Consider the following 25,796-nt stretch of genomic DNA (forward strand, 5'->3'; position numbering starts at 1 on the left):
GCCTGGTCGGGGCGTCCGGGACGAGCCTCAGGCGTCGACCTGCTCGGCGCCGCGGCGCCAGCGGATGCCGGCCTCGAGGAAGCCGTCGATCTCGCCGTCGAAGACGGGCTGGGGGTTGCCGGTCTCGTAGCCGGTGCGCAGGTCCTTGACGATCTGGTACGGGTTGAGGACGTAGTTGCGCATCTGGTCGCCCCAGCTGGCGGCGACATCGCCCTTGAGGTCCTTCTTCAGCGCGGCCTCCTCGGCCTTCTTCTTCGCGAGGAGCTTGGCCTTGAGGACGATCATCGCGGCCGCCTTGTTCTGCAGCTGCGACTTCTCGTTCTGGCAGGAGACGACGATGCCGGTGGGGATGTGGGTCAGGCGCACCGCGGAGTCTGTGGTGTTGACCGACTGCCCACCCGGCCCGCCGGAGCGGAAGACGTCGGTGCGGATGTCGTTCTCGTCGACCTCGATCTCGTCGGTCTGCTCGAGCTGGGGCACGACCTCGACCGCGGCGAAGGACGTCTGGCGGCGCCCCTGGTTGTCGAACGGGCTGATCCGGACCAGCCGGTGGGTGCCGACCTCGACCGACAGGGTGCCGTAGGCGTAGGGCGCGTGGATCGCGAACTCGGCCGACTTGATGCCGGCCTCCTCGGCGTAGGAGACGTCGTAGACCTCGACGGGGTACTTGTTGCGCTCGGCCCAGCGGGTGTACATCCGCATCAGCATCTCGGCGAAGTCCGCGGCGTCGACCCCGCCGGCACCGGAGCGGATGGTCACGATGGCCTCGCGCTCGTCGTACTCGCCGGAGAGCAGGGTGCGGACCTCGAGGCCCTCGACGGCCTTCTTGATGCGGTCGAGCTCGGTCTCGGCCTCGGCCAGGGTGTCGGCGTCGGCCTCCTCCGCGGCCAGCTCGGCGAGCACCGCCAGGTCGTCGATGCGCTGCTGCAGGCCGCGGAAGCGCTCCACCTGGCCCTGCAGCGAGGAGAGCCGTCCGGTGACCCGGGTGGCGTTGGCCTGGTCGTCCCACAGGTCGGGCGCGGCGACCTGGACCCCGAGGTCGGCGATCTCCTGCTCCATCTTGGGCAGGTCGAGGACCTGCTCGATGGTGTGCATCGTCGCAGTCAGCTGCTTGATCTCGGAGTCGAAGTCGGGGCCCGCCACAAGGAGCAAGGTTACGGCGCGCGCCGCGAATCACCGAGCCGGGGCGATGCGCGGCGGTGAACACGGCCGGTCCGCCAGGCAAAAGAAGTGAACCCATTTCAGAAAAGCCGTGTGCACGCGACCGCAACCTGCTTGAATCCCGGACACTCCCTCCGCCACATGGTCCCCCGTGGCCGTCCTTCTCGGGTGGCATCCCTCCTCACGGGACGGTGACGCATGCTCCCTGCGCCGATCGACAACTCACTCCTGCCCGGGGGCCGCCGCGCGGCCCGGGCCTTCCGCCGCCGGCTGGCCTGGCTCGGCGTCCTCGCGACGGTCCTCGCGACGGTGCTCGCCAGCCTGGTCGCCACGGCGGCACCCACGCAGGCCGCCCAGGCCGGCGGCGACGACGTCGCGGCCTGGAGCCCCGGCTGGTCGTGGACCTACCAGACGTCCTTCCGCTACACCGGCGACACCGCGGACGTCACGATCAACGAGAACGTGACCTACACCGTGGTCGGCGCGGACACCTTCCAGGGGCAGAGCGCCTACCGGCTCGCCATCTCCGGCACCATCACCGGCGGATCGGGCAGCGCGAAGGTCGACGGCGTCGGCACCGCCAACCTCAGCAACTTCTCGGGGTCGGTGAGCGGCACCCGGTACGTCCGGCGCTCCGACCTCGCGCTGCTGCAGGAGAAGCAGCACCAGAACCTCAGCGCGAAGGCGTCGGTCTCGATCCTCTCGGTCAACATCACCGCGGCCGTCGACCTCGAGCTGACCCCCCGGGGCGGCTGGCGCGTCATCGACTTCCCGGTCGAGGCCGGGCAGTCGTGGCACAACGACGTCGACGTCGACTACACCGGCGGGTTCACCTACGACGCCGGCAGCTACGGCTCCGGAGCCGACACCTTCGAGGGCGTCTTCGCCCTCGACGCGCCCGTCGACGTCACCAACGCGACCATCAACGCGGCGGGCGGCAGTGTCGCGACCCGGAAGGTCCACTCGCAGAGCTCCGACGGCCAGCTCGTGAGCACCGACTGGTGGTCGCCGACGCACCGCAACGACGCGCAGCAGTACCTCCGGCTCCCCCTCGACGGGGCCGCCCTGACCCTGGACCGCAAGCTGACGTCGGCCTCGACGCCCGCCGCGGCCACCACCCTGACCGAGACGATCACCCCGTCCCTGAGCTGCGCCGGCGGCGACGTCACCGTCGCCGGCCGCCTCAGCAGCGGCGCGGCCGGCGTCCCGGTGACCGTCACGCTCGACAAGTCCCAGCTCACGCCCGGTCAGGTCGTCACCGTCAACGCGACCACCACCTCCGGCGGCAACTACGCCGCCACGCTGACCGCGCCCGCCCAGGCGGACGGGCTGCAGAAGAACGGGGCCCGCGGGAGCTGGGGCGTCCTGGTGACCGCCGCCGGCGTCACCACCGCCGCCACCCTCGTCGTCACCCCGAAGAACTGCAGCACCCTCACCTACGACGGCGACACCTCGGCCGCCCAGGGCAGCACGGCCACGGTCCGCGCGGTCCTCGCGGACCGCGCCGGCGGGAGCGTCGCAGGTCGCACCGTCACCTTCACCCTGGGCAGCACCTCGGCGAACGCCACCACGAACGCCGCCGGCGTCGCCGAGACCCAGATCTCCGTGGCCGGTCCGCCGCGGGCCGCGACCCTCACCGCGTCCTACGCGGGCGACGGCGGACTGGAGCCGGCCTCGACGTCGACCCCGTTCACCGTCGGCACCATCGCCACCACGACGACGGTCGTCGCCGACCCGGGGGTCGTCACCATCGGCGAGCCGGTCCGGTTCACCGCGACGGTCGCACCGCAGCACGGCGCCACCCCGACGGGCACCGTCCGCTTCGTGGTCGACGGGTCCGACTTCGGCGCCCCGGTCGCGCTCAACGGCGGCCAGGCCACGAGCTCGCCGCTGTCGACGCTCGGCCTCGGCAACCACACCGTCACGGCCGTCTACAGCGGCTCGGCCGACAGCACCGCCAGCTCGTCGAGCGCCGTCACCTTCCGGGTCCGCGAGCCGCTACTGGCCACCAGCACCGCCTCCACCGTCTCCCCCGCCTCCGCGGTCCATGGCCAGCCGGTCACCCTGTCGGCGACCGTCTCCACCGGAGCCGGCACCCCGACCGGCGACGTCGTCTTCAGCGTCGGCGGGACCGAGGTCGGCCGGGCCGGCGTCGGCTCCGACGGCCAGGCCTCGGTCGTCGTCGACGACCTGGCGGTCGGCAGCAACGCCGTGGTCGCGACGTACACCGGTGACGACGTGTACGCCGGGAGCGCGGCCGCCCCGCGGACGGTGACCGTCGCCAAGGCGTCGGTCTCGGTCTCCCTGGCCTCCTCCTCCGCCACCACGGTGAGCGGCGAGGCGATCGGCTACACCGCGACCGTCGCGGTCCAGGCGCCCGGCGGCGGCACCCCGGCCGGCTCGGTCCAGCTGCTGGTCGACGGCAGCCCGGTGGGCGGTCCGGTGGCGCTCGACAACGGCGTCGCGGTGTTCCCGCCGCTGACCACGCTGGGTGCGGGCAGCCACACCGTCGAGGCCCAGTACGCCGGCAACGGCCAGTACCAGGGCGGCGCGGACCAGGTCGAGCAGGTCGTCGAGCAGGCCGACACCGCGACCGTGGTACAGGCGACCCCGTCGCCCTCGGTGCAGGACCAGAACGTCCAGCTGACCGCGGCCGTCGCCGCCGTCAGCCCCGGCTCGGGCTCCCCGACCGGCACGGTGACCTTCTACGCCGGCGCCGAGTCGCTGGGCGCCGTCCCGCTCGCCGCCACCCCGTCGGGCAGCGTCGCCACCCTGGACGTCGACGACCTGGCGCCGGGCACCCACCAGATCACCGCCCGCTACGCCGGCGACACCGACTATCGCTCCAGCGAGGCGGAGGCCGTCGCGCACACGGTGATCCCGGGCACCGCTGTCGTGGCGACCACGACCACGCTGACCTCGAGCACCAACCCGTCGTCGTACGGGCAGGGCGTGACGTTCCGCGCCGCGGTGTCCGCCGAGGGCGAGGACCCCGTGGGCACCGTCCAGTTCTCGGTCGACGGCCAGGACCTCGGGGCCGCGGTGAGCGTCGAGGACGGCGTGGCGGTGAGCCCGCCGGTCGCCACGGCCGAGCCGGGCGACCACACGGTCATCGCGAGCTTCGAGCCGGCTCCGGGCTTCTCCGGCTCCGGCGACATCCTCACCCAGACGGTGACGACCGGCACCGCGGAGGTGTCCCTCGCGTCGTCGGCGCCCTCCTCCGGGCCCGGCGAGGGCGTCCGGTTCACCGCCGAGGTGACCTCCGACGGTGGGATCGCGCCCTCCGGCTTCGTCCAGTTCGCGGTCGACGGCCAGCCGCTCGGCGCCGCCGTCGCCCTCGTCGACGGCTCCGCGACCAGCCCCCAGGTCACGGACCTGACGCCCGGCGAGCACACCGTGTCGGTCCTCTACTCCGGCGACCTGCGCTACGGCGCGGGCACGGCGCAGCTGACCCAGACGGTCGTGCAGACGGCGACCACGACCGCGCTGCACGTCTCCCCGAGCGCCTCGACGTACGGCGACCCGGTGCTCCTGTCGGCCATCGTGACCCCGGCACCGGGCGGTCTGCCGCAGCCGACCGGACCGGTGACCTTCCTCGCCGACGGCGCCCCGATCGGGACCGTGTCGACCACGCCGATCACCGGTCCCAGCGACGGTGTGTCGACCGTGGCGCGGCTGACCGTCGCACTGCCGGCGGGCACCCATGTCGTGAAGGCCGTCTACGCCGGGAGCGCCCAGTTCCAGGGCAGCAGCTCGGCCACCGCCGATCTCATTGTCGAGAAGCGCGCGACGACGATCGTGGCCGCGCCGGCGGCGGTGAAGCTGCTGCCGCTCATGCTGCCGCTCGGCCAGCTCCGGGCGACGGTGACGGGCACCGGCAGCGGTCCCGTGGCCGGCGTCCCGGTGGAGTTCCGCGCGGGGGCCAAGCTGCTGTGCGTCGCGCCGACCAACGAGTCCGGCATCGCCGTGTGCAACGCGGGCTCGCAGATCCTCGCCCTCACCCTCGCGCTCGGCTACACGGCCACCTTCGCGGGTGACGCCAACCACCTCTCCTCCACGGCGCGCGGCGCCCTCCTGAAGTGAGGCCCGCTCCGATGAAAGGAACCTCTGTGCGGCGCATGATCGCGGCCCTCGCGGCCACCACCCTGGGTCTCGGGATCCCCGTCGTCCTGGCCTCCACGGCCGCGGCCGACATCACGGCGCCGGCCGACGGCGCCGTCCTGCGGGGCAACGCGACGCTCGCGTCCAGCGGTGTCGGTGACGGCACCCTGTGCGCGAACGCCACGAAGCCGAACGTCACGCTCCAGCTGATCAACAGCGGAGGAGGCGTGGTGTTCTCGCAGAAGCTGGAGGGGACGGGCGCCAAGTCCGTCACGATCGACACCCACGACTACCCCAACGGGGCCTACACGGTGCGCTCGATCGAGCAGAAGCGCTCGGGCTTCGCCTGGTGCAGCAACTCGACCAGCACGTTCAACCGGTCGGTGACCATCGACAACATCACCCAGCTGTCCTACTCCGGCGCGACCGAGGCGCCGCAGAACACCTCGGCGACCGTCCGAGCCACCCTGACCGACCCCCACCTGGGCTCGTCGGTGCTGCCCAACCGGACCGTGACGTTCTCGCTGTCGGACGGCACGTCGGTCAACGCCGTCACCAACGGCAGCGGCGTGGCCACCGCCTCTCTGCCGATCTCCGGGGGCCCGCGGACCGCGACGGTGACGGCCGCCTTCGCCGCGACGGCCTACTACAAGGGCTCGTCGGCCTCGACCCCGTTCGCCGTGCAGAAGAACTCGACGACGACCACGCTGGTGCAGCCCGCGGCGGTGGTCCACGGCGAGGCGGTGTCCTTCACCGCTCAGGTCGCCCGGGTCAACGGCACGAGCACGCCGACCGGCACGGTCCAGTTCACCGTCGACGGCGCCGACTTCGGCGCCCCGGTCGCGGTGTCCGGGGGTACGGCGACCTCCGCGTCGACCTCGACCCTCAGCACCGGCAGCCACACCATCGGCGCGCGCTACAGCGGCGACGCGAACCTGGTGGACAGCACGGCGACGACGAAGCAGCTGACCGTCGCCAAGGCGCCGACCAGCACCCACCTCACCAGCACCGGGTCCCCGACGGTCACCGGCGAGGCGGTCACCTTCACCGCGACCGTCGGCGTCGTCGCCCCCGGCGTGGGCGACCCGGCGGGCGGCGTCCAGTTCAACGTGGACGGTGACCCCTACGGCACCGCGGTGCCGCTGACCGGCGACACCGCCGAGCTCACCATCAGCAACCTGCCGCCCGGCAACCACACCGTGCAGGCGACCTACAACGGCAACGCCGACTTCGCCGCCAGCACGTCGGGCGACGTCACCCACGGCGTCAACCGCGCCGACACGACGGTCGTGCTCAGCACGTCGAACGCCGACGCGGTCGCCGGCGAGCCGCTCACCTTCACCGCGGACGTCGACGTGGTCGGCCCCGGCGCCGGCGAGCCGAGCGGCTCGGTGCGCTTCTTCGCCGACGGCGAGGCCATCGGGGACCCGGTGCCGCTCAACGGCGGCAACGCCGTCTCGGCGGCGGTCAAGCTGAGCGCAGGCGACCACGTGATCACCGTCGACTACGAGGGTGACGACCGGTTCGCCGGTGCCACCGACGCGCTCGACCAGGAGGTCGCGGCCGCCGCGACGACCACCGCGGTGGACGTCTCCCCGAGCCCGTCCGTCGTCGGCCAGCCGGTCACGATCCGCGCGACGGTCACCCCGGTCGCTCCGGCCACCGGGGAGCCGGAGGGCGTGGTCCAGTTCGAGATCGACGGTCAGCCCGGCCCCTTCGTCGACCTCGTCGACGGCGTCGCGGAGCTCTCCACCAGCACCCTGGCCCGCGGCAGCCACCAGGTCCGGGCCCGCTACCTCAGCGCCGACCCGGACTTCGTCACCAGCACCTCCTCCGCCGTGTCCCACACGGTGAACAAGGCGGCGACGAAGACCACCGTCGCCAGCAGCGCGCCGGTCGCGGTCTTCGGTCAGCCGGTCACCTTCACCGCCACCGTCGCGGTGCTCGCGCCGGGCGCGGGATCCGCCTCGGGCACCGTCACCTTCACCGACGGCGACACGGTGCTCGGCACGGCGCCGGTCGGGTCCGGCACGGGCGGGGTCGCGTCGATCACGGTCGACTCGCTCACCGTCGGCCAGCACGCGGTCGTCGCGACCTACGACGGCGACGAGAGCTTCTCGTCCAGCTTCGGCTCGGTCGCCCAGAAGGTGCAGCGGGCGCAGACCTCGACCGTGGTGACGTCGACGGCCAACCCGTCGCAGCCCGGTGCCGCCGTCCGGTTCACCGCGACCGTCAGCCCGGTCGCCCCGGGCGCCGGTGAGCCCGGGGGCACGGTGCAGTTCAAGGTCAACGGGGCCGCCCTGGGCGCTCCGGTGGCGCTCGACGACGGCACCGCCACCAGCGCCGACTTCTCCGACCTGGCCCCCGGCACCTACCGGATCTCGGCGGTCTACAGCGGTGAGCCGCGGTTCGTCGGGAGCACCGGCCTGCTCGACCAGGGCAACGGCCAGGTCGTGGGCAAGGCCGGCACGTCGACCGAGCTCGCCTCCGACGACGCCGAGGCGGACCACGGCCAGGCCGTGACCTTCACCGCCACGGTCCGCGCGGTCGCCCCGGCCACGGGCCGGCCGACGGGCGTCGTCCAGTTCTGGGCGGGCAGCACGCTGCTCGGCGCCGCGAGCCTGACCCCCGCCGCCGCGGCCGACACCAGCACGGCGTCGTACTCGACGGCGTCGCTGGCGGCCGGCACGCACGAGGTCCGCGCCACCTACACCGGCAGCGTGACCTTCGAGGGCTCGACGGGGACGACCGCCCAGGTGGTGTCGTCCGGCGTGACCGTGACCGGCCTCGCGTCCAGCGCCAACCCCTCGTCGTACGGCGAGCGGGTGACGCTGACCGCGACGGTGACCGACGCGACGCCGACCTCCGGGAAGCCCACCGGCACGGTGACCTTCCGGTCCGGCGACGACGTGCTCGGCACCGCGACGCTGGCGACGGTCGACGGCGTCCAGCAGGCGACCCTCGACGTCGACGGGCTGGCCACCGGGAGCCACGCCCTCACGGCGTCGTACTCCGGGAGCGCCTCGCGGGCCGCCAGCACCTCGGCCGAGCTGACCCAGGTCGTCGACCGGGCCGTGGCGCGGCTCGACGACCTGCGCACGACCGTCGTCCTGGGCGCCGTACGCGACGTCTACGCGACGCTCAACGACGCGCAGGGCCGGCCGCTCGCCGGTCAGCCGCTGGTCTTCCGCACCGCGGCCTCGCTGCCCGGCGGCGACGGTCAGCGGCTCATCTGCGAGACGGTCACCGATGCGGACGGCGTGGGCCACTGCTCGGTCGACCCGCGGTGGCGGTCGCTGGTGACGTCGAGCGGGTTCGACGTGTTCTACGCCGGCGGCGAGAACCACCTGCCGACCTCCGACCACGGCGGCCGGTAGCCGAGCGCGCGGGTCGACAACCGAGGGGCGGGTCCGGGTGGACCCGCCCCTCGTGGCGTCTCCGGCTACCCCCGGTCGGGGCCGATCTCGACGGTCCCGAGCATCTGCTCGATGAGCTGGTCGCCGTCCGGCACCCCGGGGGGCACCACGAACTCGACGGCGAAGAAGCGCCCGTCGACCACCCCGCCCAGGACATAGCGGTGGCCCTCGTCGGTGCGCGCCTCGAGCACGAAGCAGGTCGTCCCGTCGACGACCCGGTCGGCCACCCGGGTCGGCGCGAGCGGGGTGCCGGCCAGCGAGCGCTCGTAGGAGACGGCCTTGTCCTCGGTGTCCAGGCCCGGCCCCGCGATGATGTCGGTGACGGTGGCGTTGAGGATGCCGGCCCCGTCGACGAGGAGGGCCCCGGTGACCGTCGTGCCGAAGCGGTTGACCTTCCAGTCCGGCGACGCCGTGAGCCGCATCCGCACGGACTCCACGCCGATCTCGGTCCCCGTCGCGGGCGCCACCGAGGGCGCCACCGAGGGCGCCACCGAGGGCGCGGCCGGAGTCGGCGATCCCGCGTCGGTCGCCGTCGTGGCGGCCGTCGCCGGGTCGGCCCCGGGGCCACGCGACTGGTCGTCGGAGCAGGCGGACAGCGTGAGCAGCAGCAGGCCGGCCACCGCCGGACCCACGACCCGAGAGATCATCCGACCATCCTCTCCACACCCCAGCGGACGCACCGAGGCTAGCAACCTGCGATGGTGCCGTTTGCCTCGGCGATCGGGTGGGTAGCCCCCTCATGTCGCCAGTCCCTCGGGAACCTCAAAGGAACGCGCATGACCATCGGACCGCTCCCCATCATCCCCCCGATCTTCCCGTCCCTGTTCAACCCGGCGTTCCTGGCGGGGCTGAAGGATCTCGAGCTGCGGATCATCGAGGCTCAGGTGGAGTCCGTCTACAAGACGCTCGACGAGCAGATCACGGCCATCCAGGACCTGAAGTTCACCGGTCAGGCCGCGATCCCCGCCGGCTCCTTCGGCCAGGGCATCGAGTCCAACCGGCTCGCCCAGGAGCACGCCCGAGCCCACGGGGTGATCGTCGACTCGCTCGTGGAGCTGCGCGAGGACCTCGGCGTCTTCCAGGCGGCGATCCTGGCCGCCAAGGGCGTCATCACCGAGGCCGACGAGCAGGCCGAGGCCGACCTGCGGCTGGCCCTGAACCGCACCGTCGGCCTCGATCTCGGCACCGACAACGACGAGGACGGTGGTCTGTGATGGCCGGCGAGCACCTCAAGGACCTGCTCCGCCGCACGACGGGCATGTCCAGCGACGACGTGACGACCGCGCAGGGCTCGTGGGCCGCGACGACCACGGCGCTGGGGACGATCTACGACGCGCTCGACACCGCGAGCAAGGCGATCCCGGCCGGCATCGGCGGCCCCGAGACCCGCGACGCGGCGAAGACCGCCTTCACCCAGGCGGCCGCCAAGATCGGCAAGCGGCGCGACCAGATGAACGAGGTCTCGACCGCCCTCAGCGCCGCCGCGACCGCCATGTCCGAGGCGGAGAAGGCCGCGCAGGGGGCACCCGACGCTCCCCCGGCGACCGCGCCGAGCGTTCCCGAGATGACCGGCGACATCGACAAGGACGCCGAGGCCATGGCCAAGTACGCCGACAAGGTCTCGACCTACAACGGCAAGGTCTCCACCTACGGTGACGCCGACGAGAAGGCCCGCGAGAAGATCCAGACCCTGCTCACCCGCTACGACGAGGCCTACACCGCGCTGCAGAAGATCGAGGGCCAGCCGAAGAAGCCCGGCGAGAACGACGACAAGGGGCCCGGTGGCCCCGGCATCCCGCACGTGCCGCTGATCCCGGGCCCCAACGGCACCATGCCCGGCCACTGGGTCGGCACCAGCCCGCTGCCCGCCGGCAGCGACATCGACTTCCCGGACCCGACCGACGTGGGCGGTATCGGCGACGGCGGCGGCGTCGGCGGCGTCCACCCCGTCGCCGCTCCCCCGATCGTGCACACGCTCAACCCGGACCTGCCGCCCCTCGACTACGACCCGGAGATCGGCAGCGGCGGCGGACCGAACCTCGGCCAGGTCGGGCCCGCCGTCCTCGGTGGCGGCCTCGCGGCCGGCGCCTTCGGCGCGCCGGGCCTGATCCGCGGGCTCAAGGGCCTCGTCGGCGGCCGCGGCCTCAGCGGCAGCAGCGTCGGCTCGATCGGCGCCAGCGCCCGCACCGGCGGTCCCGGTGCCCTCGGTCGGGGCGCGGTCGGCGGCCCCGGCGCGGCCGGCAGTCCGGTCAGCCGGGCCGGCGGTCGGGGCAGCGGTGCCGCGGGCCGGACCGGCCGCGGAGGCGCGGGCGGGCGGGGCGGCGTCGCCGGAGCGGCCGGCGGCCGGGGCCGGCGGCGCGATCAGCGCGAGGGCGAGGACCGGGACCTGTTCGACGACGGACAGGACTGGGTCGACGACGAGGGCGCCGCGCCCGGCGTCCTCGACTGAGCACCGGGCCACTGGTCGGGCACGGCCGCGCCGCGGCGCGACCAGCGGGTCACCCGGCGTCGGGGTCGACGACCGCGGAGCCGACCGCCCGCACCGTCGGCGCCTCGGGTGCTCCTGGCAGGCGCAGCGGCAGGTCGACGGGAGCGGTGAGCTCGACGACCAGCCGGTCACCGTCCACGCGTACCGTCGCCCGGATCCCAGGGTGGTCGAGCGCCGCCCGGGTGTCGTGGAGGTACGCGCGGACGGCCGCCTCCGCCTCCGCGCGCGAGATCGCGAGGTGGCCGGTGGCCAGCCCACCGTCGTACGCGTCGGCACCCTGCGCTCCGGCGTCCGCTCCCTGGAGCGCGGCGCCGTCCGCGAGGGCGTCGAGGCGCTGCCGGACGAGGTAGGCCGCGCTGGCATCGACGACGACCGCCACGAGGAGCAGCACGATCGCGGCGAAGGCGAGGACGAGCGGCATCGAGCTGCCGCGGCCGGCGCGGCTCACCGGACCTCGCCCGTCTCCCGGTAGCGACCGATCGGGACGGTCGTCTGGGCGTCGAGCGCGAAGCGCGGTCGGCCGACGCCGAACAGATCGGGCAGCAGGGGCAGCGCGACCGCGGAGGCCACCCGCACGGTGATGACCGAGGTGCCGGCGTGACAGTTGCGCGGGTACGGCGAGCAGGTGATCACGACCTCGACCGGGACGTCGTCCAGGCCCTGGTCGGCGAGCGCCTGCCGCGCGACCGCCCGGGCCCGCCGCTCGCCGGCCACGTCGTCCGGCGCGAGCGCGTAGGCGCGGGCCGCCGCACGGGCGGCGCCACTCACCCCGAACGAGCCGCGCTGGACCTCGAACACCGAGAGCACGATCCACAGCAGCGGCAGCAGGAGCACGATGCCCAGCCACATCACCTCGACGAGGCCGCTCCCCCGCTGTCCGTCCCCGCGTCGGTGCCCCCGTCCGGTCGCCCGCCGCGGCGTCGTCACCGCGGGTCCTCCTCGACGGCGCGGCCGGTGACCGTGACCGCGACGGCGGGCCCGCCGATCCCGAGCGCGGGCACCTCGGCCCGCACCACGATCTCGATGCCGGGCGCGCCCTCGACCAGCACGCGGCGCACCACCACGTCCTGCGCGAACCGGCCGGCCAGCGCGTCGGCGATCTGGGCCCGGGTCCGGGCCACGCCGTCGCCGGGGCCGCGGTCCGCCGTCGCGGCCAGCCGGGCCCCTTCGGACGCGGCCGCCGCGAGCGTCGCCCGCACGTGCAGGACCAGGGCGACCTGGACCAGGCCGAGGACGAGCGGCACCAGCACGAGCGTGACGAGGGTGAAGTCGACCAGAGCCGACCCGCGTTCCGCGGCGCGTCGCGGCCCCGGGGGCCGGCCGGGTCGCAGGGGCCGAGGTGTCACCGCACGGAGTCGAGTGCCGACTGCAGGATGCCGACCAGCTGCGGCTGCGCGATGCCCCACAGGGCCACGCCGATGGAGATGGTCATGATCGTGATCAGCACCCAGCCGGGCACGTCGCCCCGCTGGTCGTGCCGGCGCCGGCGCGCTCCTCGATGATGCACGGTGGTTCCTTCCCGAGATTTCCGTGGCGGTCGGTAGCAGGTCAGGTGCTGAGGGACAGCCCGACGAGGCCGGGCCAGAAGGCGAACAGGACGGTCGTGGGCAGGATGAGGAAGACCACCGGCAGCATCATGGCGATCTCCTTGCGGGAGGCCTGCTCGATGAGCTGGCGCCGTCCGGCCTCGCGGACGTCGGCGGCCTGGGCGTGCAGCACGTCGGCCAACGGGGTGCCGCGCTCGATCGCGACGGCGACGCCGTGGGCGAAGCGGGCCACGACGGACAGGCCCGTGGTCGCGGCGAGGCCGTCGAAGGCCTCCGCGACCGGTTCGCCCGTGCGGATCCGGGCCAGGACCTCGCCGAGCTCGTGCGCCAGCTCGCCGCCGCTGCGCCGCACGACCCGGTCCAGGGCTCCCACCGGCGACTCGCCCGCCGCGACGCTCAGCGCGAGGAGCTCGGCGATCGCGGGGAACTCGGCCAGCATCGCCGCCTCCCGCCGGCGCACCTGCGCGCTGAGCCGGTTGTCGCGCACCAGCACCCCGCACACGAACGCACCGATGCACGCCACCAGCAGGGGCAACGGGTCGGCCGGCTGCGTCCAGGTGCGCAGCACGCCGTAGGCGGCGGCGATCGCGAAGCCCACCAGCCCCCACTGCACCTGCTGCACGCGGAACTCGTGGAGGGTGAGCGGGCTGCCGACCCGCACCAGCCGGCGGCGCACCGAGCCGGCGCCGCCGACCACGCGCTCGACCGCGTCGGCGGCCCGGCGCAGGACGGGGCCGAACACCACCGCGGCCGTGCTGCGGGCACCGGCCGGCGCCGTCGTACGCCGGGCGGGGGCGAGGTCGCGGACGTACGGCAGCACGCGATCCTCCAGGCGCGGGCGGCGGATGGCCACCACCCGGGTCGCGACGAGGGCGAGACCCAGCGCGGCGGCGAGGCCGAGGAGGGCGCCGGAGACGGCCGGGCTCATCGCCGGGGGTCCCGGTCGGGATCTCCGGTGCGCCCGACGCCGGCGAGGATCCGCCGTTCGGCGGGCAGCCGGCCGAGGCGCGTCATCAGCCGGTAGGCGACCGCGCAGGTCGCCGCGCCGACCACCAGCACGACGACGCCGGCGGGCGACTGGTAGCGCTCGATCACGGTCGGCTGGGTCGACATGACGAGCAGCACGATCCAGGGCGCCGCGACCGCGACGCGGGCGCCGTTGACCGCCCAGGACTGGCGGGCCTCGAGCTCGGCGCGGGTGCGCAGGTCGTCGCGCAGGTAGCCCGACAGGTTGCGCAGCAGGCGGCCGAGCTCGCCGCCGCCGACCTCGCGCGCGATCCGCAGCCCCTCGACGACGCGGTCGCCCACCGGGTCGGCGAGGCGCTCCTTGAGCCGGTCGAGGCAGTCGCCGAACCGGCCCGACACCTGGTAGTCGAGGGCGAAGGCGTCGAAGGCCGGGCGCAGCGGGTCGGGGCCGCGCACGGCGAGCGCCGCGACCGCGTCCGGCAGCGACATCCCGGCCCGCACGGCGGAGGCGAGGTCGTCCACGGCCTCCGGCCAGACCTGCGCGAACTCCTGGCGCCGGCGCCGTGCCCGGCCGGCGAGGGCCGCCCAGGGCAGATAGCAGGCGCCCGTCGCGAAGACCACCGCGATGGGCGTCGTACGGGTGATGCCGAGGACGATCACGAAGCCGGCCAGCCCCGCGCCGAGCGACAGCAGCACCAGGGAGCGGGGCGCGACCTCGGGGATCCCGGCCTCGGCGAGGAGTCGCCGCGCTCGGCCGGCTCCGTCGGCGGCCCGCTCCTCGCGCGGCCACCGCAACGCCGCCCAGACGAGCAGGCTGCCGAGCCCGAACCCCAGCCCGACCAGCGCACCCATCGCTCAGCCCGCCTCGTTGAGCAGCCCGACGATGTCGATGCCGAGCCGCTCGAACCGCTCGAGCCGCGGCGGCAGCCCGATCCCCCGCCGCAGTGCCCCGTCGCGCCACTCGAACACCGGCTCCGTCTCGATCACGTCGCCCTCCATCCGCCCCGGCACGGCGACGATCTCGGTCACCCGCCGGGCGCCGCGCGGGTCGAGGGCCAACTGGACCACGAGATCGACCGAGGCCGCGACCGTCGGGACGACGAAGCGCGCCGAGATGTTCTCGCCCGCCAGGAGCGGGAGCGTGCAGGCCTTCGTCAGCGCCTCGCGGGCGCTGTTGGCATGCAGGGTGCACATCCCCGGCAGGCCGGCGTTGAGCGCCAGCAGCAGGTCGAGGCACTCCTCGGCCCGCACCTCGCCGACGATCAGGCGCGACGGCCGCATCCGCAGCGACTCCTTGACCAGATCGCGCAACCGGATCTCGCCCGTCCCCTCCAACCCCGCCTGGCGGGTCTGCAACGCCACCCAGTCGGGATGGGGGAAGCGGATCTCGAACACCTCCTCGGCCGAGATCACCCGCTCACCACCGGGGATCGCGGCCGCCAGGCAGTTGAGCAGGGTCGTCTTCCCCGCCTGGGTCCCCCCGGTCACCAACAGGTTCAGACCGGCCCGCACCGACGCGTCCAGGAAGCGCGCCGCCTGCGGAGTCAGCGTGCCGAGCTCGACCAGCTCCGCGAGGTCCGAGGCCCGCACCACGAACTTGCGGATGTTGACCGCCGAGAACCCGCGGGCCACCCCCTGCAGCACCACGTGCAGACGGTGGCCCGCCGGCAGCATGGCGTCGACGAAGGGCCGGCTCAGGTCGATGCGCCGACCGGTCGACTTCAGCATCCGCTCCACCAGCTCGGCCACCTGCGCCTCGGTGAGCACCAGGTTGGTCAGCTCGTGGCGCCCGTGCCGCGCGACGAACACCCGGTCGGGACTGTTGATCCACACCTCCTCGACCGTCGGGTCGTCGAGGAAGGGCTGCAGCGGGCCGAAGCCCGCCACCCGCGCCACCAGCTCGGCCACCAGCCCGTCGGGGTCCGCGACCGGCGCCACCACGCCGGTCAGGCTGCGCTCGTCGTGCTCGCGCACCAGAGCGGTCGCGAGGCGGCGTACGGCGGGCACGTCGCGCTGCGGGTCGATCCCCTCGCGGCGGACGACGGCACGCAGGTCCTCGTCGAGACGCACCACGACGTCGTCGGACGCCGGCGCGACCACGACCGGTGGCTGCAGCAGGGCCATGTCGACTCCCCGAGATAGGACGGCACTGGCTGCCAGCACCGTAGGTCACCGTCGTCGGAATCGGAAGGGTGAATTCTCGGCCTGTGGAAATCCCCGACGGCACATCAGCGTGATACGTAGCGCGCCGATGGAAGGGCACTGGTCGCGAGAAATCACGAAAAACAGTCCGATCACCGCGCTCGACTCCGGCGGATATCAAAGAAATGCTCGATCCCCAGGCACCTCACTCGCGGCGCGGGCATCATGACCACGTGCCGGAGCTGTTCGCATGGCGATTCACGCGTGGTCGCATCCAGATCTACTCGTCGCGAGACGATGTCGCCGAAATAGGTGAGGCGATACGTCCACGGACGCTCGACTCCGAAGTCGTACCAGGCGTGCTCCCCCGGGGAGCTCGGGCCGAGCGGGCGCTCCCGGCGCCGGCGGCGGTGCGATGAGGAGCGACGACGGAGGCGAGCTGGAGTCGCTCCTTCTCGACTACGAGCAGGCCCGCGAGGACGAGAGGCAGTTCCAGACGATCCAGGCATCGGTGATCGCCCTGGCGATGACGGCACTGTCGATCCTGGGCGCGATCGTCTTCGCGATCGAGGAGGGCACCGACATTCCGAAGCCCGTCATCGCGATCGCCCCGATGATCGTTCTCGTCCCGCTCGTGATGATCCATCACGGCGGCGCGATGGCGATTATGCGTTCCTTCTACATGCGGGCCCTGGAGCGGACGATTCGCCAGCGGGTCGGATTCACGGGCTCCGACCTCGACGCCTACCCGGGCCTTCGCCCGATCTCGTACACCGAGCTTTCGATGGCGATCGAGTCACTGGGCACCGGCAGCGTCCGAGCGAAGTTCAGCTCGACTCATGCGATCGTCGCCATCGTCTATCCGACCGTTCTCATCGTGTTCGGCGGCCTTGCCGGCTACTTCGTCGTGGCGGTCGGGTCGACGCCCTGGCGCATGGTCATGGTGCCGTTCTACAGCGTGGCCTCGATCCTGCTCCTCGTCGGCACGATCCGGCTCAACCTTAGGGGACGCGAGAACTTCGAGCAGTACGTCGACATCCTGGGCCGGCGACTCGCGACGACGCTGCGCCGACAGCCGAGACCGTCGCCGGACGACTCGAAGCAACGGTCCGCGACCAGCTACTTCCTGCTGCCCCGGCCCGATGACACCGTGAAAGGCGTCTTCGTCGCGGCGGGCGTGCTCGCCGCGGTGCTCCACCGAGCCGAGGCTGCGTCACCCGACCGGTACGACCTGATCCAGCTCGGCGTGCTGTGGATCGTCGTCGAGTACCTGGTCTACCAGGCTCGCTACCAGTGGAACGACATCGTCGGCCGACGGGAGGATGCGGCAGCTCCGTCTGCCGTCGGACGCGGCCGCCTTCCGGACTTCCCGGGCAATCAGCACGTCTCCTGGGTCGTCATCGTCATTCGCCTCTACCTGGCGGCAGTCCTTCTCAACGTGCCCTGGCACGACGGAACGTGGGGCCTCAGTCTCACCCGAGGGTTCTGGTCCGCTCTGTGTCTCTACCTGGCGGTCGCGATCGCGTACGAGGCCATCCGGTGGTGGCTGCGCTCGACCGGCACGTGCACCCCGGTGCAGATGGGCGCGTTGTTCGCGGTCGTCGGCCTCGGCTATCCCGCGCGGTTCTACGTCGGCTGGTCCGTCGTCGAGAGCTCGACGACATCGGCGACCTGGCTGATGATGCTCGCCCTCTGGGGGCTCGGCGTCTCCTTCGTCGCGCTGACCTGGGCACTCGAGGGCGCCGGCTACTTCTACGCCGACGGGGACGGGCTCGCGGCCAGGCGGAGCGACCAGGACCTGGCGGCCAAGCCGCACCTCGAGGCGGTCCTCGGATCCGCGGGCTGGCAGGTCCCCTCCACCGAGGTCGACGCCGAGGAAGCGCGGCGACGCCGGCTCATCCCGGGGAACGAGTTCAGGATCCTGCCGTCGGCGCCCCCTCACCTCGCCCCCTGGCATCTGGGCATGGCGCTGTGGTTCCTGGCCGCCGGCCCGATCGCGGGGCGGCTCGCGGGGATCAGCGAGTCCTCCGACTGGGCGCTGATCCTCGCCTCTGTCGCGGCTGCGACGATCGCCGCGATTCCGACCTCGGGGGCGTTCACGAGACACGCCCTGGCAGCGGGCGCGATCGTCGTTCTCGTCGGCTACGCAACCTGGGCGGTCGCCGAGCGGCCGGACGGTCTCACCTGGCTGCGGTCGCTCGTCGTCGTCCTGGTGGCGCTGGTCCCCGCGCTGGTCTACGGGTCCTTCCACGGTCTCACCTACGCCAGGAGTCGCGAGCTGGCGAAGGGCATCGTCGCTCAGCTCCAGCGGACCGCGGTCGCGGTCTACGCGTTCATCAGCGGTGACCCGCGACCACCGAAGACCGCAGCGGCCACCGGGCCCGACACCGTACGGCGTCGGGCCCGGTCATCGGCGTAAGGCGCTAGCCCTTCGCGGCGGCGGTCGCCTGGGCGAGCGCGGCCTTCTGCTTCTTCAGCTTCTTCTTGAGCTTCTTCAGCTTCGCGGCCAGCCGCTTCGCCTTGGCGACCTGCTTCGCCTTCGTGGCGGCCTTGGCCTTGGCCTTGACGGCGGCGACCTTCTTCTTCGTCGCCGCCACCTTGGCCGCGGCCTGGGCGAGGGCCTGCTCGGCGGCCGTCGGCGGCGTCACGGCCGGCGGGGTGACCACCGGGGGCGTGACGGCCGGCACGGCGAAGTCGGCCCGCAGGTGGCCCTGGCGCAGGGAGAAGCCGTCGGTGTCGCCGTCGTCGGTCCAGACGACCTCGACCAGGCCGTCGGCCGCGGTGCGCAGCGGCTTGATCGCCATGCCCTCGTTGTTGAGGTTGGGCATCCCGGCCGGGCGGGCGAGCGAGTGCGCGACCGCGAAGTCTCCGTCCTCGACCTTCAGCAGGTTCGCGACCCCGCCGCAGCTGTCGTCGCACACGGCCCACAGCGCCTTCCGGTCGGCGTCGTAGGCGATGTCCATGGCGAACGGGAAGCCGGAGGACTCCACCTTGACCTCGACCGGCTCCGCATCGGGGGCGAGCGAGAAGAAGTGCAGGTCGCCGGTGGCCTCGACCGCGGTGACGAACAGACCCGGGGTCGGGTGGGTCTCGGCGGCGTACGCGGCGCCGCCGACCTTCCAGCCGGCGTCGACCAGGAAGCTGTCGGGCACGTAGGTGATGCCCTCGAGGCCGAGGTTCGTGCCGGTCGTGACGAAGGAGTTGACGTCCCACTCGTCGGCGGCGGTCAGGTCGGTCGTGGCCGCGGTGACACCGGAGACGTCGTAGCGCTCGATCTTGTTGGCGGAGACGCCGCTGTTGTCGTTGTCGCGCTCGGAGGTGACGTAGATCGAGCCGTCCGGGCCCACGGTCACGCCCTCGGAGTCCACCGCACCGGTGCCGGAGGCGAAGTGGAGCCGCTTGCCGCCGTCCCAGCCGTCGACGGCGACATAGGTGCCCCCGACCTTGCGCATCTTGTGCAGGGTGTTCTTGTTCTGCACGACCCACAGGATGCTCGGGTCGGTCGGGTCGAAGGCCGCGCCGGAGACGTCGCCCTCGCCGTTGCCGTCACCGTCGCCGAAGCCGTTGACCTCGTCGACGGTGGTGACCTCGGCCGGTCCGGGCCAGGTCTCGGTGGTGATGCCGGGGCAGGCGCTGGCCGCGCCCCAGGTCGCGGTGGGGGTCTCGACGTAGGAGACGTCGCCGAAGACCTCGCACCGGCTGTACGACGCGATGCCGTCCTCGTACCACGTGTGCGCGACCACGGCGGCGTGGTCGCCGGCGCGACGCAGGGTGAGCGCGTCCTGGCTGTCGAGGCCGACGACGCCCGTGGCGACGTAGAACGCCCCGGGAGCCAGGGTCGTGGCGGCCGGGACGGTGTGGACGACGGTGGCCGCGGAGTCGAGCAGCTGCCAGCCGGCGATGTCGACGGCGACGCTGCCCGTGTTGAGCAGCTCCACCACGCCGCTGACGTTGGAGATCTCGTTGACGACCACCGGGCTGTCCAGGCGGCGGGACTTGGTCGGCTCGGAGGGGCTGTTGTCCCGGCCGAAGGTCGACGTGGTGACGCGCCAGAACTCGTCCGAGCCGTCCGGGAGCGCCGCGAAGGCGACGGCGTCGGAGTCGTAGTTGTCCGAGACCCCGCCGTCGCCGTCGCCGTACGCCTGCTCGTCGACCAGCCGCCGGGCGGCCGGGTCGGCGCCCGGTCCGTAGACCTTGACGGCGTCGCCCTCGCCAGACAGACCCTTCTTCGAGCTGAACGCCACGTAGCCGCCGGCCGGGACGACCATGTCGGTCGCCGGCACCCAGGTGGTGCCGTCCCAGACCCTGAGGTCGGCGACGGTCAGCCGGCCGGCGCCGGACGCGGCCCCGCTGTCGACCTGGTACCAGCCCTCGATGCTGACCGGGCTGGTGCCGGTGTTGACCAGCTCGACCGCGTCGCCGAAGCCGGGGTTGCCCTCGTCGTCGGCGTTGAGCGAGGAGATCTCGTTGATCTCGATGTCGTCCCAGTTCGGGTCGAGGTCCGGAACCTCCGCGCCACCCCCGAAGGAGTTGGCGGCACCCGGGGTGGCGGCCGCCGACAGCTTCCACAGGCCGACGCCCGGGGCGGTGCGCGCCCACGACGGCGACGCGTGGCGGGTCGTCACGCCGTCGGCCTCGTAGCCGACCCACGTGGTGTCGACCAGGGTGCCCTCGTCGTTGCTGAGATAGACGTGGTCGAGCTTGTTCAGGCCGTAGCCGCCGGCGGCGTAGGTGAAGCCGTCGACCGGCACCGCGGGCTCGGTCTCGACCACGAGATAGCCACCGGCCGGGATCACCGCGGTGGCGCCGCCCAGGGTGATCTCGTCACCCGCGTTCATCGTGCCCTCGCCGTCCGCGAGCGTCCATCCGGTCAGGTCGACCGGTGCCGGGCCGAAGTTGCGGATCTCGACGAAGTCGGCGCCGTCAGAGAAGTACTCGCTGATCGACACGCCGGCGTCCGCCGCCGGCAGGGCGTTGGATCCGCCGGGCGTCGCCGCCGCCGACTGGGCGAAGGCACCGGTGCCGTCGGTCGTGCGCGCGTAGCTCGGCGCGGCGTGCGTGTCGGCCGGAAGGTCGACGTACGCGTCGATGACCGTGGCCTGGTCCGGGCTCAGCAGGTGCACCTCGTCGGACTTGCCGAGGCCGAAGCCGTTCGGGTACGACGGGTCGTCGGTGAAGATCACCGCGTAGCCGCCCGCCGGGAGCACCCCGTCGAGGACGATGTCGTCGCCGCCGGCGATGCCCTTGTCGTCGGTCAGGTGATAGCCGGTCAGGTCGACGTTGGCGGCGCCCTTGTTGTAGACCTCGATGAAGTCGCCGCCGGCGAAGCCGTTGGTGCTGAACTCGTTGATCACGACGGCTCCGAGTGCGCCAGCGGGGTCAGCGGCGCTGGCGGGAGCAGCGACGGCGAAGAAGGACAGGCCGGAGAGGCCGAGGGCGCCGGCGGCGGCTGCCGCGACGGCGCGAGAGGTGGATTTCACGACAGGTGTTTCCTCGGGTGCATGAGACGGGTCGACAAGACCCAACGTCCCGGCACCGGGAGAACGGCCGGTGAACCACGACCGACGGCCGCCCGACGGCGGGCCGACCAGACGAGGTCAGTTGAGGATCACGAGCACGCCCGCCGCGCCGGCCCGCCCTGCCGCCGCGAGCGGCGGCAGGGCGGGCACGGCGGGGGTCAGCGCGCCTCGCGCCGGGCGGCCTGGCGCCGCATCTCCGCCTTCGCGAGGGCGTTCTTGTGGACCTCGTCGGGACCGTCGGCGAAGCGCAGGGTCCGGATGCCGGCGTACATGTTGGCGAGCGGGAAGTCCTGGGAGAGACCGCCGGCGCCGTGGACCTGGATCGCCTTGTCGAGGATCCACTGCACGGTCTCGGGGGTCGCGATCTTGATCGCCTGGATCTCGGTGTGGGCACCCTTGTTGCCGACGGTGTCCATCAGCCACGCGGTCTTGAGGACCAGCAGGCGCAGCTGCTCGAGCTTGACCCGCGACTCGGCGATCCAGCCGCGGACCATCCCCTGGTCGGCGATCGGCCGGCCGAACGCGACGCGGGACTCGGCGCGCTCGCACATCATCTCGATGGCGCGCTCGGCGATGCCGATCGAGCGCATGCAGTGGTGGATCCGACCGGGGCCGAGGCGGGCCTGCGCGACGCCGAAGCCGCCGCCCTCCTCGCCGATGAGGTTCGCCGCGGGGACGCGGACGTCGGTGAAGCGGAGCTCGGCGTGACCGCCGTGCTCGTGGTCGTCGTAGCCCATGACGTGCATCCCGCGCACGACCTCGAGACCCGGGGTGTCGCGTGGCACGAGGATCATCGACTGCTGGCGGTGCCGGTCCGCGGTGGGGTCGGTCTTGCCCATGACGATGAAGATCTTGCAGTTGGGGTTCATGGCGCCGGTGATCCACCACTTGCGGCCGTTGAGCACGTACTCGTCGCCGTCGCGAACGATCTCCATGCTGATATTGGTGGCGTCGGAGGACGCGACGTCGGGCTCGGTCATCGCGAACGCCGAGCGGATGTCGCCGTTGAGCAGCGGCTCGAGCCACTGCTCCTTCTGGGCGTCGGTGCCGAAGAGGTGCAGCACCTCCATGTTGCCGGTGTCCGGGGCCGCGCAGTTCATGGCGGCGGGCGCGAGGTGGCCACTGCGTCCGGAGATCTCCGCCAGCGCGGCGTACTGGACGTTGGTCAGGCCGGCCCCCTCGACGCCGGGGTGCTCACCGGGGAGGAAGAGGTTCCACAGGCCGCGCTTGCGGGCCTCGGCCCGCAGCTCCTGGAGGATCGGCGTGGAGTCCCAGGCCCACGGGTCGTCGAGCCGGGCCAGCTGCTCGTCGAAGACCGACTCGGCGGGGTGCACGAACTCGTCCATGAAGGCGAGCATCGTGGCCCGCAGCTCCTCGGTGCGGGCGTCGAATCCGAAGTCCATCAGTTCTTCCTCCAGGAGTGTGCGTTCAGTGCGGTGAGGCCGGCGTCGAGCAGCGGGTGGATCGCCGCGCCGATGTCGTCGAAGCCCTCCCCGACCGTCTGGCCGGCGAGGAAGCGGTAGTGGATGCCCTCGAGGATCGCGGCCAGCTTGAAGGCCGCCAGCCCGAGATACCAGCCGAAGTCGGACAGATCGCGCTCGCTCGCCGCAGCGTAGCGGGCGACGATCTCCTCCTCGCTGAGGAAGCCCGGGGCCGTCGAGGCGTCCGCGACGGCGTCGCCGATCGTCTCGGCCAGCCGGTGGTAGGTGAGCATCAGCGCGAGGTCCGTGAGCGGGTCGCCGAGGGTCGCCATCTCCCAGTCGAGGACGGCGGTGGCGCGGTCGGAGCCGTCCGCTCCGGGAGCCGCTCCGGGACCGCTGTCGATGAGGACGTTGTCGAGGCGGAAGTCGCCGTGCACGATCCCGGTCGCCGAGCCGGTCGGCACCGACGCGGCGAGCAGGCGGTGCAGCTCGTCCGCGGCGGGCAGGTCGCGGGAGTGGGAGGCGTCGAGCTGCTTCCTCCAGCGCGCGACCTGGCGGCCGAGGAAGCCCTCGGGCCGGCCGAAGTCGCCGAGCCCCACCGCGTCCGGGGGGACGGCGTGGAGGGCGGCGAGCGTGTCGACGAGTCGCTCGGAGATCGCGCGGACCCGGGGGGCGCCGAGGCCGGCGAGCTCCGTGGCCCGGCGGTATGGCGTACCGGCGCAGCGCTCCATCACGTAGAACTCCGAGCCGATCACCCCCGGATCGGCACAGAACGCATAGGTCCGCGGCACGGGGACGTCGGTGTCCTGCAGTGCCGACATGACGCGGTACTCCCGGCCCATGTCGTGGGCGGTCGCGAGCACGTGGCCCAGCGGAGGCCGGCGCACGATCCACTCCGCGCTGCCGTCGGAGACCGCGAAGGTCAGGTTGGACTTGCCGCCGGCGATCAGCTCGGCGCTCAGCACCGACCCGGCGCCGGGGACCGCCGCAGCCAGCCAGCTGCCGAGCGCGTCGAGGTCGAGGCCCGGCGGGTTCGTCCGGCCGCTCACTCGACGCCTCCGGTGAGGGTGACGCCGCCGTCGACGACGACGGTCTGGCCGGTCAGCCACGCGGCGTCGGCGGAGAGCAGGAACGCCACGACGCTGCCGATGTCGTCGGGCTCGCCGAGCCGCTTGAGGGGGTACTGCGCGGCGACCTCGGCCTCGCGGCCCTCGTAGAGCGCGGTCGCGAACCTCGTCTTGACCACCGCCGGCGCGACGGCGTTGACCCGGATGCCCGGGCCGAGCTCGACGGCGAGCAGCTCGGTCATCGAGATGAGCATCGCCTTGCTGGCGCCGTACATGCCGATGCCGGGTGCGGGCTTCACGCCGGAGACCGAGGAGACGTTGACGACCGCGCCGCCGTGCTCCTTCATCCACGCGGCGTGCACCCGCTGGGTCCAGGCGAGCGCGGCGAGGACGTTGACGTCGACGACCTTGCGCGCGACGGCGAGGTCGAGGTCGATCATCGGGCCGTACGCCGGGTTGATGCCGGTGTTGTTGACGAGCAGGTCGGCGCTGCCGAAGGTCGCGATCGCCTGGCGTACGACGTCGGCCTGGTGCTCCTCGTCGTCGGCCTTCCCCGCGATGCCGAGCGCCCGGTCCGGCCCGCCGAGAGCGGCGACCGCGTCGTCGAGGGCCTCCTTGCCGCGCCCGGTGACGACCACCCGCGCGCCGTCCGCGACCAGCCGCTCCGCGATCGCGAGGCCGATGCCCCGGCTGGCCCCGGTGACGATCGCCGTCTTGCCCTCGAACCTCGTGCTCATCTGCTGCCTCGCTCCGGTGGATCAGGTTACTAAGCGCTTGCTTAGCGTGTATCCTACCCTGCACGCGCCCGGCCCGTGCCGTCAAGGGCGCGGCCCGCACCAGCACCGGAGGCACGACGATGAGCACCCCGTCCCGCGCCGAGACGACCCGCGCCCGGCTGCTCGAGGCGGCGGTGACCGCCTTCGCGGAGAAGGGCTTCCACGGCACGACCACCCGCGACATCGCCGGCGCCGCGGGGATGAGCCCGGCCGCGGTCTACGTGCACCACCGCTCCAAGGAGGAGCTGCTCTTCCTCATCTCGCGCGAGGGCCACCAGCAGGCGCTGGACGTGGTCCGCGCCGCCCGCGCGTCCTCCGCCAACCCGGTCGAGCAGGCGGCCGCCGCCGGCCGGGCGTTCGCGGAGTTCCACGCGCACCACCACACCGTCGCGCGGATCCTCAACTATGAGCTCTCCGCGCTGAGCGAGGAGCACCGCGCCGAGATCGACGAGCTGCGCACCGGCATCGACCGCGAGCTGCGCGCCCTAGTCCGCGACGGCGTCGCGGCCGGCGTCTTCGACACCCCCGACCCGGCCCTGGCCGCGACCGCGCTGGCATCGATGGGCATCGACATCGCCCGCTGGTACCGCGAGGACGGCGAGTGGTCGCCCACCCAGATCGGCGACTACTACGCCGACCTCGCGCTGCGCCTGGTGGGCGCCACCCCGGCCGGGTAGGGGCGCCTACCGCACCCGGCGCCCCCAGGCGAGCAGCGTCAACGCCAGCGCCGCCCCCAGCAGCCCGACGTCGCGCAGCGCGATGTCGTAGTACTCCCCCGTGCTCACCAGGTCGACGATGATGCCGGCCAGCCAGAGCGCGACCAGCGGCGCGCCGTACCGCGGGGCGACGGCGACCACGAGGCCGGCGACGACCTCGATCACGCCGACGGCCAGCATCGCCTGGTGCGCCGTCCCCGGCACGAGATCGTTCAGCCAGGGTGCCAGGTAGCGCTCCCAGTCGACGAGCACGTTCGCGAACTTGTCGAGACCGAAGGCGATCGGCGCGACGGTGAAGACCGAGCGGAGCAGCAGGAAGGCGCCGTCGGCGCCCACGAGGGAGGCGTGCGGCGTGGCCGGGGCGACCGGCCGGGAGTCGGTGGTCATGGCGGGTCCTTTCTCTAAAACGGATGATCTTCTAATTTAGAGACGCTCCACCCCTCTTGTGTCAAGAGAGTTCTGTTTTAGAATCTGCC

General features: G+C 72.9%; 20 protein-coding genes. 6 read left to right on the forward strand and 14 right to left on the reverse strand.

Going from position 1 to position 25,796, the window contains the following annotated elements:
* Positions 1–27 precede the first annotated feature (27 nt).
* A complete protein-coding gene (gene prfB / locus ACPZVR_RS12900; protein ID WP_436699999.1) occupies positions 28–1,143 on the reverse strand; it encodes a peptide chain release factor 2 in 1,116 nt (371 codons plus the stop codon).
* 216 nt (positions 1,144–1,359) lie between these two features.
* Here prfB and ACPZVR_RS12905 point away from each other — a divergent pair, with 216 nt between their 5' ends.
* Both ACPZVR_RS12905 and ACPZVR_RS12910 read left to right on the forward strand, forming a co-directional pair.
* Complete coding sequence (locus ACPZVR_RS12905; RefSeq protein WP_436700000.1) at positions 1,360–5,244, forward strand: Ig-like domain repeat protein; 3,885 nt, start codon at positions 1,360–1,362, stop codon at positions 5,242–5,244.
* A gap of 35 nt (positions 5,245–5,279) precedes the next feature.
* Entirely contained in the window at positions 5,280–8,639 is a 3,360-nt protein-coding gene (locus ACPZVR_RS12910; RefSeq protein WP_436700289.1) for an Ig-like domain repeat protein, read from the forward strand.
* A gap of 65 nt (positions 8,640–8,704) precedes the next feature.
* Here the strand turns inward: ACPZVR_RS12910 and ACPZVR_RS12915 are convergent, their stop codons facing one another.
* A complete protein-coding gene (locus tag ACPZVR_RS12915; RefSeq protein ID WP_436700001.1) occupies positions 8,705–9,325 on the reverse strand; it encodes a hypothetical protein in 621 nt (206 codons plus the stop codon).
* A 129-nt stretch (positions 9,326–9,454) separates the two neighbouring features.
* On the opposite strand from ACPZVR_RS12915, the gene ACPZVR_RS12920 reads away from it, so the two are divergent.
* The gene (locus ACPZVR_RS12920; RefSeq protein WP_436700002.1) at positions 9,455–9,892 is read left to right on the forward strand and encodes a hypothetical protein; all 438 of its coding nucleotides are present in this window, start codon (positions 9,455–9,457) and stop codon (positions 9,890–9,892) included.
* Positions 9,892–11,127, forward strand: coding sequence for a hypothetical protein (locus tag ACPZVR_RS12925; protein ID WP_436700003.1), 1,236 nt, complete (start codon positions 9,892–9,894; stop codon positions 11,125–11,127). The genes ACPZVR_RS12920 and ACPZVR_RS12925 overlap by 1 nt, the downstream gene beginning before the upstream one ends.
* Before the next feature lie 49 nt (positions 11,128–11,176).
* Here ACPZVR_RS12925 and ACPZVR_RS12930 read toward each other — a convergent pair whose 3' ends face one another.
* From ACPZVR_RS12930 to ACPZVR_RS12960, 7 genes are read right to left on the reverse strand one after another with little or no spacing between them, the layout of a single operon-like run.
* Positions 11,177–11,614, reverse strand: a complete 438-nt coding sequence (locus ACPZVR_RS12930; RefSeq protein ID WP_436700005.1) for a pilus assembly protein TadG-related protein — start codon at positions 11,612–11,614, stop codon at positions 11,177–11,179.
* Positions 11,611–12,093 carry a hypothetical protein gene (locus ACPZVR_RS12935; protein WP_436700007.1) on the reverse strand — a complete coding sequence of 161 codons (483 nt, stop codon included), beginning with the start codon at positions 12,091–12,093 and terminating at the stop codon, positions 11,611–11,613. The genes ACPZVR_RS12930 and ACPZVR_RS12935 overlap by 4 nt, the downstream gene beginning before the upstream one ends.
* On the reverse strand, positions 12,090–12,512 hold the full coding sequence (locus tag ACPZVR_RS12940) for a TadE/TadG family type IV pilus assembly protein (RefSeq protein WP_436700008.1): 423 nt from the start codon (positions 12,510–12,512) through the stop codon (positions 12,090–12,092). Before ACPZVR_RS12940 ends, ACPZVR_RS12935 begins: the two co-directional genes overlap by 4 nt.
* Positions 12,509–12,673: a hypothetical protein gene (locus tag ACPZVR_RS12945; protein WP_436700009.1), complete on the reverse strand. Its 165-nt coding sequence runs from the start codon at positions 12,671–12,673 to the stop codon at positions 12,509–12,511. Before ACPZVR_RS12945 ends, ACPZVR_RS12940 begins: the two co-directional genes overlap by 4 nt.
* A 41-nt stretch (positions 12,674–12,714) precedes the next feature.
* On the reverse strand, positions 12,715–13,641 hold the full coding sequence (locus tag ACPZVR_RS12950; RefSeq protein ID WP_436700010.1) for a type II secretion system F family protein: 927 nt from the start codon (positions 13,639–13,641) through the stop codon (positions 12,715–12,717).
* Positions 13,638–14,531: a type II secretion system F family protein gene (locus tag ACPZVR_RS12955; RefSeq protein ID WP_436700011.1), complete on the reverse strand. Its 894-nt coding sequence runs from the start codon at positions 14,529–14,531 to the stop codon at positions 13,638–13,640. The genes ACPZVR_RS12950 and ACPZVR_RS12955 overlap by 4 nt, the downstream gene beginning before the upstream one ends.
* A 3-nt stretch (positions 14,532–14,534) precedes the next feature.
* Positions 14,535–15,803: a TadA family conjugal transfer-associated ATPase gene (locus ACPZVR_RS12960; RefSeq protein ID WP_436700012.1), complete on the reverse strand. Its 1,269-nt coding sequence runs from the start codon at positions 15,801–15,803 to the stop codon at positions 14,535–14,537.
* A 433-nt stretch (positions 15,804–16,236) separates the two neighbouring features.
* Here ACPZVR_RS12960 and ACPZVR_RS12965 point away from each other — a divergent pair, with 433 nt between their 5' ends.
* Positions 16,237–18,240, forward strand: coding sequence for a hypothetical protein (locus tag ACPZVR_RS12965; protein WP_436700013.1), 2,004 nt, complete (start codon positions 16,237–16,239; stop codon positions 18,238–18,240).
* 4 nt (positions 18,241–18,244) lie between these two features.
* On the opposite strand, the gene ACPZVR_RS12970 is transcribed toward ACPZVR_RS12965, so the two are convergent.
* From ACPZVR_RS12970 to ACPZVR_RS12985, 4 genes are all read right to left on the reverse strand, one after another.
* Positions 18,245–21,301, reverse strand: a complete 3,057-nt coding sequence (locus tag ACPZVR_RS12970; protein ID WP_436700014.1) for a lamin tail domain-containing protein — start codon at positions 21,299–21,301, stop codon at positions 18,245–18,247.
* 197 nt (positions 21,302–21,498) lie between these two features.
* Positions 21,499–22,743: an acyl-CoA dehydrogenase family protein gene (locus tag ACPZVR_RS12975; RefSeq protein WP_436700015.1), complete on the reverse strand. Its 1,245-nt coding sequence runs from the start codon at positions 22,741–22,743 to the stop codon at positions 21,499–21,501.
* Positions 22,743–23,810 (reverse strand): phosphotransferase family protein, encoded by a 1,068-nt coding sequence (locus tag ACPZVR_RS12980; protein ID WP_436700016.1) that lies wholly within the window; start codon positions 23,808–23,810, stop codon positions 22,743–22,745. The genes ACPZVR_RS12975 and ACPZVR_RS12980 overlap by 1 nt, the downstream gene beginning before the upstream one ends.
* The gene (locus ACPZVR_RS12985) at positions 23,807–24,565 is read right to left on the reverse strand and encodes an SDR family oxidoreductase (RefSeq protein ID WP_436700017.1); all 759 of its coding nucleotides are present in this window, start codon (positions 24,563–24,565) and stop codon (positions 23,807–23,809) included. Before ACPZVR_RS12985 ends, ACPZVR_RS12980 begins: the two co-directional genes overlap by 4 nt.
* A gap of 119 nt (positions 24,566–24,684) precedes the next feature.
* Between ACPZVR_RS12985 and ACPZVR_RS12990 the strand changes: the two genes are divergently transcribed.
* Positions 24,685–25,281, forward strand: a complete 597-nt coding sequence (locus ACPZVR_RS12990; RefSeq protein ID WP_436700019.1) for a TetR-type transcription factor C-terminal domain-containing protein — start codon at positions 24,685–24,687, stop codon at positions 25,279–25,281.
* 6 nt (positions 25,282–25,287) lie between these two features.
* Here ACPZVR_RS12990 and ACPZVR_RS12995 read toward each other — a convergent pair whose 3' ends face one another.
* A complete protein-coding gene (locus tag ACPZVR_RS12995; protein ID WP_436700021.1) occupies positions 25,288–25,707 on the reverse strand; it encodes a hypothetical protein in 420 nt (139 codons plus the stop codon).
* Between the last annotated feature and the right edge of the window lie 89 nt (positions 25,708–25,796).

The organism is Nocardioides segetis, from assembly GCF_051390595.1.
In the GTDB taxonomy this organism is placed as follows: Bacteria; Actinomycetota; Actinomycetes; order Propionibacteriales; family Nocardioidaceae; genus Nocardioides.